Origin of the sequence: Nonomuraea sp. NPDC049649 (assembly GCF_040675175.1) — a bacterium.
In the GTDB taxonomy this organism is placed as follows: domain Bacteria; phylum Actinomycetota; class Actinomycetes; order Streptosporangiales; family Streptosporangiaceae; genus Nonomuraea.
In genome coordinates this window covers 119712-132633 of the sequence record NZ_JBFAOH010000005.1, presented here as the reverse complement: position 1 = coordinate 132633, position 12922 = coordinate 119712, and the positions used below count along the sequence as shown (strand labels likewise).

Below are 12922 nucleotides of genomic sequence, written 5' to 3'. Positions count from 1 at the left end.
GCTACTTGGCGGCCTCGGTGATGGTTTCGCGCAGCTCCTGAGGCGTGAACGCGACGCTGTTGTCGAGGACGACGCCGTCGACCTTCACGGTCGGGGTGCCCTCGATCTTGTGCTCGTCGCCGATCTTCTTGCTGTAGTCGGCCTGCGCCTTGGCGTAGGTCTGGGAGGTCACGCAGTTCTCGAAGCCGGGGTCGGTGATGCCGACGTCCTTGCCGAGCTTGACCAGCTCGTCGACCTTGAAGCCCTCGCCGGACTCGCTGGGCTGGTGCTCGAAGAGCGCGTCGTTGAAGGCCATCCACTTCGGCCCGTCGGTGACGCAGCGGGAGGCGGCCCCCGCCCGCACCGAGTTGGAGTGCAGCGGCTCCTGAGAGAAGATCGTTATCGGGTGGTAGACGACCTTGGCCACGCCCTCGGCGGCGAGGTTCTTGAAGGTGGCGCCGCTGACCCGCTCCAGCTCGCGGCAGGCGGGACACTGGTAGTCGACGTAGATGTCGACCACGGGCTTGGTCACGCCCTCCTTGGCCATCACCACGTCGCCCTCGGGGTTCACGGTGATCGGCGCCAGCGTCTCCGCGGCCTGCTCCGCCTGCGATCTGCTCGCGGCGTACCACCAGCCGGCGCCCACGGCCGCCAGCGCGACGGCACCGGCCGTCACGTAGGTGACGAGCTTCTTGCGCCGCTCCCGCGCTTGGTCGGCGGCACGCTGCTGCGCGATCTTCTCACGCGCCGACTTCGCCCGGTCGCCCTTGCCCATCGCCGTTCTCCTCTTCTCCGATCGGATGGTCCAGCCCCGCCAGGCCCAGCGGCCGGTCGAGCGCGTAGCGCCCGGGCGGGAATCGCACGATCCAGGCGCCCAGCAGCACGAAGCCGAAGTCGCGCAGGATGTCCACGAGGTACGTCGGCTCCTGCCCGGCACCCAGCTGACCGCCGCCGCCGAAGCAGCCGCAGTCGATGCGCAGCCCGTTGGCCCACGCCCAGGCGATGCCGAAGACGAAGGCGAGCATGAGCAGGGCGGCGACCACGGCGGCCACTCTGGTCATCAGGCCGATGATCAGCAGCAGGCCGACCACGACCTCCACGATCGGCAGGCCGTAGCCGACCGTCGTGGCCACCGCGTCGGGCAGCAGTTCGTACGCCCTGACCGCCACGACCGACTCGGACGGATTGCCGATCTTGAGGCCACCGGCCACGATCAGCACCCCGCCGAGCACCAGCCGGGCGGCGGTCGTCACCCAGGGTATCGCCCAACGAGCGTTGCGTGACGCCTCCGACGCGTTCACGGGCCATCTCCTCTTCCTGTGTACCGGGAAAGCGCACAGTACCCAAATCCATAAGATCACGTCGCCGATAAGACTCGGCTAAGCGTGGATTGCCGCAGGTGACACCGGACATGGCGACGCCCCCCGGGGCGGCTCCCAGGGGGCGGGCGGAACCCGGCTCAGGCGCGCGTGCGGACCCCCTGGGCCATGTCGCGGGCCAGCTCCTGGATGGAGGCGCGGCCCGCGGCCTCGTCGGGCGCGTCGAGCAGACGGCGGATGAAGGCGGAGCCGACGATCACGCCGTCGGCGTAACGGGCGACCTCGGCCGCCTGCGCGCCGGTGCCGACGCCGAGGCCGACGCAGACGGGCAGATCGGTGTGCTCGCGAGTCCGCTTCACCAGACCCTCGGCGGCGCTGTTGACGGTCTCCCTGGCCCCTGTGACGCCCATGAGCGAGGCCGCGTAGACGAACCCGGTGCAGCAGTCGGTGACCGCCGCGAGGCGCTCGTCGGTCGAGCTGGGCGCGACCAGGAACACCGTGTCGATGCCGGCCTCGGCCGACGCCGCCCGCCAGGGCCCCGACTCCTCGGGGGTCAGGTCGGGCGTGATGGTGCCGACGCCGCCGGCGTTCGCCAGGTCGCGGGCGAACCGCTCGGCGCCGTAGCGGTCGATCGGGTTCCAGTACGTCATCACGAGCGTGGCCGCGCCGGTGGCCGCCACGCCCTCGACGGTGCGGAGCACGTCGGCGATCCGGGTGCCGTTGACCAGGGAGCGGTGGACGGCGTCCTGGATGGTGGGGCCGTCCATCAGCGGGTCGGAGTAGGGCAGGCCGATCTCGATGACGTCGCAGCCGGCCTCGACCAGGGCCGCGGCGGCGGCGATGGCGCCGTCCTTGGTCGGGAAGCCCGCGGGCAGGTAGGCGACGAGGGCGGCCCGGTTGTCCGCCTTGGCCTTGGCGAACACCGTCTGAAGAGTCGTCATTGGTGGTCCCGGTCGTCAGAGGTTGAAGTACTTCATGGCGGTGCCCATGTCCTTGTCGCCCCGCCCGGACAGGTTGACCAGGATGGTCGCCCCCGAGCCCAGCTCGTGGCCGAGCTCCAGCGCGCCGGCCAGCGCGTGGGCGGACTCGATGGCCGGGATGATGCCCTCGGTCCTGGCCAGCAGCGCGAAGGCCGACATGGCCGCGTCGTCGGTGATGCCGTGGTAGGCGGCGCGGCCGGTGTCCTTGAGCCAGGCGTGCTCGGGGCCGACGCCGGGATAGTCGAGACCGGCCGAGATCGAGTGGGAGTCGATGGTCTGGCCCTCGTCGTCCTGCAGCACGTAGGTGCGCGAACCGTGGAGCACGCCGACCGAGCCGGAGGTGAGGGTGAGGGCGTGCTCGCCGCTCTCCAGGCCCCGGCCCGCGGCCTCGTAGCCGTGGAGCTGGACGTCCTCGTCGCCGATGAAGGCGTGGAAGGCGCCGATGGCGTTGCTGCCGCCGCCGACGGCGGCGCACACGGCGGTGGGCAGCGCGCCGGTCAGCTCCAGCATCTGGCGGCGGGCCTCGACGCCGATGATCCGCGCGAAGTCGCGCACGATCTCCGGGAACGGGTGCGGGCCCGCGACGGTGCCGAACAGGTAGTGGGTGGTGTCGACGTTGGTGACCCAGTCGCGGAACGCCTCGTTGATGGCGTCCTTGAGGGTCTTGGAGCCGTTGTGGACCGGCACGACCGTGGCGCCGAGCAGCTTCATCCGGGCGACGTTGAGCGCCTGGCGCTCGCAGTCGACGGCGCCCATGTAGATGACGCACTCGAGGCCGAGCAGCGCGGCGGCGGTGGCGGTGGCCACGCCGTGCTGGCCCGCGCCGGTCTCGGCGATGACGCGCTTCTTACCGAGCCGCCGGGTCAGCAGGGCCTGGCCCAGCACGTTGTTGATCTTGTGGGCGCCGGTGTGGGTGAGGTCCTCGCGCTTGAGGATGATGCGCGCGCCGCCGGCGTGCTCGCTGAAGCGCGGCACGTCGGTGAGCGCGGTCGGCCTGCCCGCGTACGTGCGCAGCAGGTGGTCGAACTCGCGCAGGAACTCCGGGTCCTTCTTGGCCTCGGCGTAGGTGACGGCCACCTCGTCGAGTGCCGGGATGAGCGCCTCGGGCACGAACCGTCCGCCGAAGATGCCGAACTTGCCGTGCACGTCGGGATCGTCGCCGCGAGCGCCGTTGCCGGCGAGATCGGCCGCGGTGAGGATCGTGCCTTGGTCTGCCACTGCTATCCCTCTGCTCCGTGGTCGGGGCGGGTCGCGGGGTGGGCGCCGGCGGTCACCAGGGCTTCCACGGCCTTGCGCGGATCCCTGCCGGTCACCAGGCTCTCACCCACCAGCACCGCGTCGGCGCCCCATCTGGCGTAGGCGAGCAGGTCGTGCGGGCCCCGCACACCCGACTCTGCGATCTTGATGACATTATCGGGGATCTTCGGCGCCAGTTTGCTGAAGACGTCGCGATCGACTTCGAGTGTTTTGAGGTTGCGGGCGTTCACGCCGATGACGCGGGCGCCGGCGGCGACGGCCCGGTCGAGCTCCTCCTCGGTGTGGACCTCCACGAGCGGGGTGAGCCCGATGGACTCGGCCCGCTCGATCAGCGAGACCAGCGCCTCCTGCTCCAGGCAGACGGCCATGAGCAGCGCCAGGTCGGCGCCGTAGGCCCGGGCCTCCCAGAGCTGGTAGGAGGTGAGGATGAAGTCCTTGCGCAGGATGGGGATGTCGACCCGGGCGCGCACGGCGGCCAGGTCGTCGAGGCTGCCGGCGAACTTGCGCCGCTCGGTCAGCACGCTGATCACATGGGCGCCGCCGGCTTCGTAGTCGGAAGCCAGCGCCGCGGGGTCGGCGATCGCGGCCAGCGCGCCCTTGGACGGGCTGGATCGCTTGACCTCGGCGATCACCGAGACCCGGTCGCCGGCGAGCGCGGCGATGGCGTCGCGGGGCGCAGGCGCCCGCTCGGCCCGCTGCTTGAGCTCGTCTAGCGAGACGGCCTGCTGGCGTCCGGCGAGATCGGCACGCACCCCGTCGAGGATGTCGTCGAGGACACTGGGCCCTTCGGTCCGCTCACTCACGCGCTTCAGGTCCCTCCGGTCGGCAGTGGGGGTGGAGGCGGGCGGTTCGCTTGGCGTTCGCCCCCGGCTCCGTCTCTGCGATGGTATCGGCCCCGGCGAGGTCGGGCTGCCATAGGGGGGCCGACTAGGGCGCGAGGAACGCCCCAAATGGGAGATTCCGGACAACCCAGTACACGGCTACGACCGCCAGGAAGGCCCACAAGTACGCGGGATGGGCGAGCGTGGTCCGCCGGGGCCGGCCCCGCCAGGCGTTCACCAGCCACCTCCCCCACCAGAACAGCAGGAAAGGGACCATCGCCAGGGCCAGCGGGTTCAGCCCGAGCGCCGCCACCGGATCGAGGTGGGCCAGCGCGTGGATGGTGCGCAGGGTGCCGCAGCCCGGGCAGTAGAGCCCCGTCGCCCACAGGAACGGGCAAGTCGGGTAGTTGCCGGGCTCGTTAGGGTCGATCATGCCGACGACCGCGAAGACGGCCCCGGCCGCCGCGGCGACGCCGAGCGGCGCGAGCACTGCCTTGAGACGGTCAGCGCCGCGCCAGCCGAGGTTCGCGTGGTTCATCGGCGATCAGAACGACGAGGTCTGATAGAGCGTGGCCGAGATCATGATCAGGACGACCGTGCCGACGATGCTGAGGACGGCCATCACGATGCCGGCGATCAGCGAGCGCTTCCACCAGGTCTTGGCCTCCTCCGAGGCCGCCATCGCGCCCTGGTAGTCGCCGACCTGCCACCTCTGGTTGACCTGAGTCGACTTGACGATCGAGACGACGCCGAAGGGAAGGCAGCAGAACAGGGTCGTCAGGATGGCGGGAACCAAGTGGTTGTCCGGCGGCGTGCCGTAGTCACCGTAGCCGGGAGGCTGGGCACCGTAGCCGCCGTAACCTCCGTAGCCGCCACCGGGGGGCTGCTGGCCGTAGCCACCGTCGCCAGGAGGCTGCTGCCCGTATCCGCCCTCGCTCGGGGGCTGCTGCCCGTATCCGCCCTCGCTCGGGGGCTGCTGACCGTAGCCGCCGCCACTCGGGGGCTGCTGGCCGTAACCGCCGCCGGGAGGCTGGGAGCCGTAGCCCCCTTCGCCCTGGTTCTCGTAACTCATACCGTCTCGGCTCCTCATGTCGGGGATTCATCACGAGCTGCGCGCACAGCTCGGCGATAAACCCTAAGCGACATGAATAACGTTCACCTTGCGGACGGCTTGCACTCCGTCTACATCCCTCCGGAACCCGCCGACGCCGCGCCCGCGACACCGAGAATGGCCAGCCAGAAACCGCCGAAGAGGATCCACAGCAGCAGCCACATCACGATCGTGATGTACGAGGTGACCAGACCGGCCATGGCCATGCCCTGGCCTTCCTCGCCGTTCTTCTTGATCCTGGACATCGCGAGGTGGCCGCAGATGGCGCCCGGGATGCTGGTGAGGCCGCACGCCACCAGGCCGACGATGCCGAGCACCAGCGAGGCCACCGCCATGCCGTTGGTGGAGTTCCGCGGCTGACCGTACCCGCCGGGAGGCTGCTGGCCGTAGTAACCGCCGCTGGGCGGCAGCTGACCGTAGGCGTAGTCGCCGCTCGGGGGCTGCTGACCGTAGCCCCCACTGGGGTTCTGCTGCCCGTAGCCGCCGCTCGGCGGCTGCTGCTGGCCGTAACCCGGCTGACCGTAGCCACCGCCGCCCGGCGGCTGCTGACCGTAGCCTCCGCCGCTCGGGGGCTGCTGGCCGTAGCCTCCGCCGCTGGGCGGCTGCTGACCGTAACCGCCGCCGGTAGGAGGCTGCTGACCGTAGCCCGGCTGTCCGTAGCCGCCGCCACTCGGCGGCTGCTCGCCGTAGCCCCCGCCGGGTGGCTGGGCGCCGTACCCGCCCTGGTCCCCATAGCTCATGTGTCAGCTCCTCATGACGGTCGTGCGGCGGCGACCGCACGAAGACAGACCGAACCGGGCGTCCGGAAGAATGGTGGAAGACCCGTACGCGAACCTAGCGCGAATCGGTGGGATCGTCGCCCCGGTCGAGCGCATCCCACAGCGCCCGGTCACCGTCCGGCTGCGCACGGGGACGGTCGGCGGCCCGCTCGTAGCGGTCGGACATGCCCGCCCACCTGCCGCCGCGGGCGACGGCGAGGACCCCGCCGGCCAGCATCAGCAGCGCGCCGAGCCCGGCGGCGAGTGGCCAGGCGAGCACGAGGTCCCACTCCGGCGGGCCCGCCGCGGCGAGCACGTTGTGCTCGCGCAGCCAGGTCTCGATCCCGGACTCCCCCGCTGCTCCCCACACCGCGGCGGCCGCGCCCGCCCCGCACAGCGCCAGCAGAACGCCGACGACGCGGCGCCCGGCGCCCCTGGTGGCCAGCACGGCGACCGCTCCGGCCAGCCCGGCCAGCGCGAGCGGCGTCAGCACGGGGCTCAGGTCGCCGCCCGTGGGCACGGCCGACTCGCCGCTCCCCTCCACCCAGGGACGTCCGGCGGCGAGCAGCACGAGAAGGCAGCCCGCCGCGGTGAGCGCCAGCCACAGCCAGAGCTCACGACGGCCCGCGCCCTGCCCGGAGCCCATCTACGGCTCCGCGGGCGCCGCGGCGGCGCCCTGGACGGCGGGCAGCCGGTCGGCGTCGAAGCAGGTGCGGTCGCCGGTGTGGCAGGCCGCGCCGACCTGGTCGACCCGGAGCAGCAGGGTGTCGCCGTCGCAGTCGAGCGCGACTTCTCGCACGTACTGGAAATGTCCTGAAGTGTCGCCCTTGACCCAGTATTCCTGGCGGCTGCGGGACCAGTACGTGGCCCTGCCGGTGGTGAGCGTGCGGTGCAGCGCCTCGTCGTCCATCCAGGCGAGCATGAGAACCTCGCCCGTGTCGTGCTGCTGGACGATCGCGGGCACCAGGCCGTCGCCGTCGCGCTTCAGCCTCGCGGCGATCTCGGGATCAAGCGGCATGACGCCATTCAACCAGCTTCGCCGCCCGGGTCAGTCGAGGGCCTGGGAGAGGGTGTCGTAGATGGGGAAGAGCGGCGCCAGGTTGGTGCGGCGCAGCCGGCGCAGCACCTGGCCGTCGGGCGCCACCAGCGCCATCGTGCCGTCGCGTTCGCGCAGGTCGGCGAGCTGACGCACCAGCACGCCCAGGCCCGTGGTGTCGATGAAGGTCAGCCCGGTCAGATCGACGACCAAGCGCGGCCCGTGCGCCCGCACCGCGTCGGCGAGGCACTGGCGCACCCGCGACACGTTGTCCGCGTCGACCTCGCCCGCCAGACTGACCACGATCCGCTCACCATGCTGCCGGCGAGTCATCTGCAGCAGTTCCAACGCCATGCTCCTCACGCCCTGTGACAAGGCGGCCCGCGTTCGAAGCTACACCTTTCTCCGATTCGTCACTGACTGTTTTACGGAGAACGCGGTGCGTGATATTGCTTCGCGTGTAGTTTCTGGGTGACGGCGGGACGGCGCTTTCCGGGCGCCGCCACGGGAGGAGCGGATGGACCTCGTGACCGACGCCGCAGAGCGCCCGCCCGGCCGGTGATGTGCGGGCCGGTGCTCTCTGCGACCTTCGCGCGCGGCCGGATCTCGCGGCTGCGCCGGGCCGTCGCCGCCCGTGCCGCCGATGAAGGGCTGGCGGGGCGGGCGCTGGAGGACTTCGTGGTGGCGGTCAACGAGATCATCACGAACGCGGTCCTGCACGGCGGGGGCGGCGGGCGGCTGCGGCTGTGGCGGGAACAGGACCGGCTGTGGTGCGAGGTCTCCGACGACGGCCCGGGGCTGGCGCCCGGCTGGACGCCCGCGCCGCCGCCCACCGCGTTCGCGGCGGGCGGGCGCGGGCTGTGGCTGGCCCGGCTGCTCTGCGACCGGTTCACGATCGTTACGGGGCCGGAAGGGACCACGGTGACCCTCGCGGCCCCTGTACGAGACCGACCCGGCCATGGGGAAACCGACCACGGTGACCCGCTGCGACAGCAGCCCGGCCACGGAGAAGCGAGCCCGAGGGGACCACGGTGACCTGCGCGGCCCCTCTGCGAGATCGGCCCGGCTGGAGAGAGCCGGAGGGGCCGCCCGGGGGTCAGGAACGGGCCGCGGAGATCCAGGAGGCGTGCAGGTCGGCGTAGACGCCCGGCTCGCGCACCAGCTCGGCGTGCGGGCCGCGCTGGACGAGCCGGCCGCCGTCGAACACCAGGACCTCGTCGGCGTTCTCCGCTGTCGACAGGCGGTGCGCGATGGAGACGGCGGTGCGGCCCCGGGTGACGCCCTCCAGGGCGCGGGCCAGCCGGACCTCGGTGGCCGGGTCGACGGCCGAGGTGGCCTCGTCGAGCAGGAGCAGGTCGGGGTCCGCCAGGTAGGCGCGGGCCAGCGCGACGAGCTGGCGCTCCCCCGCCGACAGCGACTCGCCGCGCTGGCCCACCGGCGTGTCGAGCCCGGCGGGCAGGCCTTCGAGCCAGTCGGCCAGGCCCAGCTCGGTGAGAGCCTGCGTGATCTCCTCGGCGGTGGCCGACGGCTTGCCGTACCGGATGTTCTCCTGGAGCGTGCCGTCGAACAGGAACCCGTCCTGCGGCACCATGACGATCCGCTCGCGCAGCGAGGAGAAGCGGATGTCGCGCAGGTCGTGACCGTCGACGAGGACCCGCCCCGACACCGGGTCCATGAGCCGGGTGAGCAGCTTGGCGAAGGTGGTCTTGCCGGACCCGGTCTCGCCGACGACGGCGACGCGGGAGCGCGGCGGGATGTCCACGGTGACCTCGCGCAGCACGGGCGGGCCGCCCGGGTAGGCGAAGGCGACGTCCTCGAAGGCGACGGAGATGGGCCCGCGCGGCGGCGCCGCCCCCTCCTCGCCGGGGTCGGCCACGTCGGCGGGGGTGTCGAGGACGCCGAGCACCCGCCGCCAGCCCGCGATGGCGTTCTGCGCCTCGTTCAGCACCTCGGTCGCCGTCTGCATCGGGGCGATGAACAGCGTGACGAGGAAGAGGAACGCGACCAGCTCCCCGGCCGTGATGTCGCCCGACAGCCCGAGCCGCACGCCCAGCAGCACGATCCCGGTGATGGCCACGGCCGCCACGATCTCGGTCAGCGGGAACACGAACCCGACGATGGTCTGCGCCCGGACCTGGGCGGCCTTGTTGGCGTCCACGGCCCGGTCGATGCGCTCGGCGGTGCGCCGCTCGGTGGCGTAGGCGCGGATGACGGCGGCGCCGACGACCGACTCGCTGACCGCGGCCAGCATGTCGCCGGTACGTTCCCGTACCCGGGTGTAGGCCGCCGACAGCCAGCGCTGGAAACGCGGCAGCGCGATCATCAGCGGCACGAAGCAGAGCCACACCAGCAGCGTGAGCTGCCAGGAGTAGACGATCATGAGCGCCGTGGCGATGAGCAGCTGCCCGAACGCCATGATGACCATCAGCCCGCCCCACTGCATGAACGTGCTGATCTGGTCGATGTCGTTGGTGACGCGGGAGACAAGGGCGCCGCGCCGCTCGGTGTTCTGGGTGAGCACGGACAGGTCGTGCACGTGCCGGAAGCCGCGCACCCGCAGCGTCGCCAGCGACGACTCGGTGGCCTTGTAGAGCCGGACGTTCATCAGGTATCCGGCCAGCGCGGTCAGCACCACCGCGACGGCGCAGACCGCGATCATACGGGTGATGTACGGCAGATCGGGGTTGCCGGTGGCGATGCCGGTGTCGATGGTCTGCTGTACCGCCAGCGGCACGATGATCTTGCCGCTGGTGGCGATCACGGCCAGCAGCAGCGTGACGGCCAGGCCCTGGCGGAACTCGGGGGTGAGCGACAGGCCGTGCCGGACCACGCCCCAGGCCGACCTCCCGGCGCCGGCGCCGATGCGCCCGGTCTCGACGGTCATGCGCTGACCTCTTCCTCTTCGAGGCCGCCCGGCCTGTCCTCGTCCGTGCCCGTGACGGTTTCCAGCTCCTCGCTGAGCCCGCGCGCGGAGCGCTCCAGTTCCTCGCGCTCGTAGGCGGTCACCAGGTCGCGGTAGCCGGGGCAGCGGGCCAGCAGCTCCTCGTGGGTGCCGCGGTCGGCGACCCGGCCCCGGTCCAGGAAGACCACCTCGTCGGCGAGGGCGATCGTGGCCATCCGGTAGGCGACGACCACGACGGTCGAGGCCTGTGCCCGGTCGCGCAGCCCGTACAGGATCCTGGCCTCCACCTGCGGGTCGACGCTGGAGGTGGCGTCGTCGAGGATGAGCAGGCGGGGTTCGCGCACGACGGCGCGGGCCAGCGCGAGGCGCTGGCGCTGGCCGCCGGACAGGGTGGTGCCGCGCTCGCCGACGCGGGTGTCGAGGCCGTCGCCAAGGCTGGCGACGAAGCCGTCGGCCTGCGCCACGCGCAGCGCCTGCCACACCTGCTCGTCCGGCACGGGCAGGTCGAGCGCGACGTTGCCGCGTACGGTGTCGTCGAACAGGAACGTCTGCTGCGGGACCAGCGCCACCGACTCGGCGATCGCGCCGTAGGGCAGCTCACGCAGGTCGACCCCGTCGAGCCGGACCTGGCCGGAGCCGGGGTCGACCAGGCGGGCCAGGAGCTGCACCAGCGTGGACTTGCCGGCGCCGGTGGGCCCGACCAGGGCGACGGTGCGCCCGGCGGGCACGTCGAAGGTGACGTCGTGCAGCACCTCGGCGTCGCCGTAGGCGTAGGAGACGCCCTTGACCTCCAGCGAGGCGGGGCCGTCCGCGCGGGACTCGGTCTCGCCGTACGTCATCGAGCCCTCGGCGTCGAGCACCGCCTGCACCCGGGTCCAGCCGACGACGCTGCGCGGCAGTTCGGCGAGCACCCAGCCGAGCGCCCTGATCGGGAACGACAGCAGCGTGAACAGGTAGGCGACCTGGACGAGCTGCCCGGAGTCGATCGAGCCGCCGGACAGGCGCAGCGCGCCGACGGCCAGGACGGCGAGCACGCCGAGCGTCGGCAGCGCCTCCAGCAGCGGGTCGAACAGGCCGCGCACCTTGCCGACCGCGATGTTGGCGTCGCGCAGCTCGTGGGCGCGCCGGCGGAACCGGTCGGTCTCCAGCTCCTCCCGGCCGAGCGTCTTGATGACGAGCGCGCCGTCGAAGCTCTCGTGGGCGATCTCGCTCACCTCGGCGCGGAGCTGCTGGGCGCGGGTCACCAGCGGGCTGAGCCGGCGCTGGTAGACGAAGTTCAGCAGCGCGATGGCCGGGAAGATCAGGAAGCCGACCAGGGCGAGCACGATGTCGGTGAGCAGGATGCCGACCGCCGCGGTGAACAGCATGACGACCACGCCGACGGCCATCGGCAGCGGCGCGAGCGGCGCCCAGGCGGCCTCGGCGTCGGAGCTGGCGTTCGACAGCAGCTGGCCGGTGGGGTGGCGGTGGTGCCAGGAGAGCGGCAGGCGCAGGTACTGCTTGGTGACGTCGCGGCGGGAGCGGGCCTGCATGCGGTACTGCATCAGCCCGGCCAGGATGCGCCGCCCCGCCACCCCCAGCGCCTTCAGCAGGGCGGTGCCCAGGATGAGCAGCGCGCCCGTCCAGAGCGCGCCCGCCGCGGTCTCACCCCGCTCGAAGGAGTCGAGCACGACGTGCTGGGTCGCCCAGCCGAGCGCCCACGCCGAGGCGACGGTCATCCCGCCGTAGACGGCACTCGCCAGCACGGCGAAGGTGAACACCAGTTTCTCGGTGCGAATGGCCACCCCAAGGACGCGCAGTCCTTGACGCATGACGGCCGAGGTGACCTTGTTCGCCACTCAGTGAAGTCCTTCCAGCCCCGATGTCACTACCTATGTCACTATCACTTCTGATCGCCCCGTTATTCCCACCGGTAGGGTTGACCTGTGACTCACGCCCGTAGCGAACGCTCCGCACTCTGCGACCTGCTGGACCGCCTCGGCCCCGGCGCGCCGACGCTCTGCGCGGGCTGGGACACCTACGATCTCGCCGCCCACCTGGTGCTGCGCGAGCGCCGGCTCGACGCCATGCCGGGCATCGGGCTGTCCGCGCTGGCCGGTTACACCGCCTCGGTGCAGCGCCGGCTGAAGGCCAAGCACCCCTTCCCCGAGCTGGTCGCCCTGGTGCGCAAGCCCGGCGGGGTGTACGGGCTGCTGCCGTTCCTGGACTCGGCCGTCAACACGCTGGAGTTCTTCGTCCACCACGAGGACGTGCGGCGCGCGCAGCCGGAGTGGGAGCCGCGTGAGCTGCCTCCCGATTTCGAGGACCTGATCTGGAAGCGGCTGTCGGCCATGGCCAAGCTGATGCTGCGCCGCTCCCCCGTCGGCGTGGTGCTCCACCGCCGGGGCGGCGGCGCGGGCAGGCCCGCCGTGCTGGGCGGCGCCCGGCAGGGTCCCCGGGTCGAGGTGAGCGGCCGGGCGAGCGAGCTGCTGCTGTTCTGCTTCGGCCGCCAGGCGCATGCCCGGGTGGAGCTGTCCGGCGACGCGGAGGCGGCCGAGCGGCTGAGGAGCGCCCGCCTGGGCGTCTGAGCCGGGGGGGTGACCAGGGTCACGATGGCCCTCACCTGCGAAGAGCGAAAACCCTTGCTGCGAAGGCGCTCCCGCGACGCCGGCACGCCGTACCATGGGCTTGGAAGAAGCCCCCGGTTAGGATCATGAACATCTTCACAGAAGATGCTAGGTGATCGCCCAGATCCGGGTATATACGGCTGGGAACGGACT

At 71.8% G+C, this 12922-nt stretch carries 15 protein-coding genes; 2 read left to right on the top strand and 13 right to left on the bottom strand.

Going from position 1 to position 12922, the window contains the following annotated elements; all coding sequences use genetic code 11:
- Position 1 precedes the first annotated feature (1 nt).
- The 11 genes from AB0J42_RS09500 to AB0J42_RS09450 all read right to left on the bottom strand — a co-directional run bounded on the left by AB0J42_RS09500 (position 2) and on the right by AB0J42_RS09450 (position 7615).
- Complete coding sequence (locus AB0J42_RS09500) at positions 2 to 754, bottom strand: thioredoxin domain-containing protein (protein ID WP_364290750.1); 753 nt, start codon at positions 752 to 754, stop codon at positions 2 to 4.
- Complete coding sequence (locus AB0J42_RS09495) at positions 720 to 1280, bottom strand: DoxX family protein (protein WP_364290748.1); 561 nt, start codon at positions 1278 to 1280, stop codon at positions 720 to 722. Before AB0J42_RS09495 ends, AB0J42_RS09500 begins: the two co-directional genes overlap by 35 nt.
- 158 nt (positions 1281 to 1438) lie before the next feature.
- The gene (gene trpA / locus AB0J42_RS09490; protein WP_364290746.1) at positions 1439 to 2239 is read right to left on the bottom strand and encodes a tryptophan synthase subunit alpha; all 801 of its coding nucleotides are present in this window, start codon (positions 2237 to 2239) and stop codon (positions 1439 to 1441) included.
- 15 nt (positions 2240 to 2254) lie between these two features.
- Entirely contained in the window at positions 2255 to 3478 is a 1224-nt protein-coding gene (gene trpB, locus AB0J42_RS09485) for a tryptophan synthase subunit beta (protein WP_364291116.1), read from the bottom strand.
- Between the two features lie 20 nt (positions 3479 to 3498).
- On the bottom strand, positions 3499 to 4338 hold the full coding sequence (gene trpC / locus AB0J42_RS09480; RefSeq protein WP_364290744.1) for an indole-3-glycerol phosphate synthase TrpC: 840 nt from the start codon (positions 4336 to 4338) through the stop codon (positions 3499 to 3501).
- 124 nt (positions 4339 to 4462) lie between these two features.
- On the bottom strand, positions 4463 to 4894 hold the full coding sequence (locus AB0J42_RS09475) for a DUF2752 domain-containing protein (RefSeq protein WP_364290742.1): 432 nt from the start codon (positions 4892 to 4894) through the stop codon (positions 4463 to 4465).
- Between the two features lie 6 nt (positions 4895 to 4900).
- On the bottom strand, positions 4901 to 5428 hold the full coding sequence (locus AB0J42_RS09470; RefSeq protein ID WP_364290740.1) for a CD225/dispanin family protein: 528 nt from the start codon (positions 5426 to 5428) through the stop codon (positions 4901 to 4903).
- Between the two features lie 110 nt (positions 5429 to 5538).
- Positions 5539 to 6207 carry a DUF4190 domain-containing protein gene (locus tag AB0J42_RS09465; protein ID WP_364290738.1) on the bottom strand — a complete coding sequence of 223 codons (669 nt, stop codon included), beginning with the start codon at positions 6205 to 6207 and terminating at the stop codon, positions 5539 to 5541.
- Positions 6208 to 6301: 94 nt separating this feature from the next.
- On the bottom strand, positions 6302 to 6871 hold the full coding sequence (locus AB0J42_RS09460; RefSeq protein ID WP_364290736.1) for a Trp biosynthesis-associated membrane protein: 570 nt from the start codon (positions 6869 to 6871) through the stop codon (positions 6302 to 6304).
- Positions 6872 to 7243, bottom strand: coding sequence for a phosphoribosyl-AMP cyclohydrolase (gene hisI, locus AB0J42_RS09455; RefSeq protein ID WP_364290734.1), 372 nt, complete (start codon positions 7241 to 7243; stop codon positions 6872 to 6874). It lies immediately after the preceding gene.
- 30 nt (positions 7244 to 7273) lie between these two features.
- Entirely contained in the window at positions 7274 to 7615 is a 342-nt protein-coding gene (locus AB0J42_RS09450; protein WP_364290732.1) for an STAS domain-containing protein, read from the bottom strand.
- 219 nt (positions 7616 to 7834) lie between these two features.
- Here AB0J42_RS09450 and AB0J42_RS09445 point away from each other — a divergent pair, with 219 nt between their 5' ends.
- A complete protein-coding gene (locus tag AB0J42_RS09445; protein ID WP_364290730.1) occupies positions 7835 to 8296 on the top strand; it encodes an ATP-binding protein in 462 nt (153 codons plus the stop codon).
- Between the two features lie 61 nt (positions 8297 to 8357).
- Here the strand turns inward: AB0J42_RS09445 and AB0J42_RS09440 are convergent, their stop codons facing one another.
- Positions 8358 to 10145, bottom strand: a complete 1788-nt coding sequence (locus tag AB0J42_RS09440) for an ABC transporter ATP-binding protein (protein ID WP_364290728.1) — start codon at positions 10143 to 10145, stop codon at positions 8358 to 8360.
- Positions 10142 to 11974, bottom strand: a complete 1833-nt coding sequence (locus AB0J42_RS09435) for an ABC transporter ATP-binding protein (RefSeq protein WP_364291114.1) — start codon at positions 11972 to 11974, stop codon at positions 10142 to 10144. The genes AB0J42_RS09440 and AB0J42_RS09435 overlap by 4 nt, the downstream gene beginning before the upstream one ends.
- 114 nt (positions 11975 to 12088) lie before the next feature.
- Between AB0J42_RS09435 and AB0J42_RS09430 the strand changes: the two genes are divergently transcribed.
- A complete protein-coding gene (locus tag AB0J42_RS09430) occupies positions 12089 to 12730 on the top strand; it encodes a TIGR03085 family metal-binding protein (protein WP_364290726.1) in 642 nt (213 codons plus the stop codon).
- Positions 12731 to 12922 lie beyond the last annotated feature (192 nt).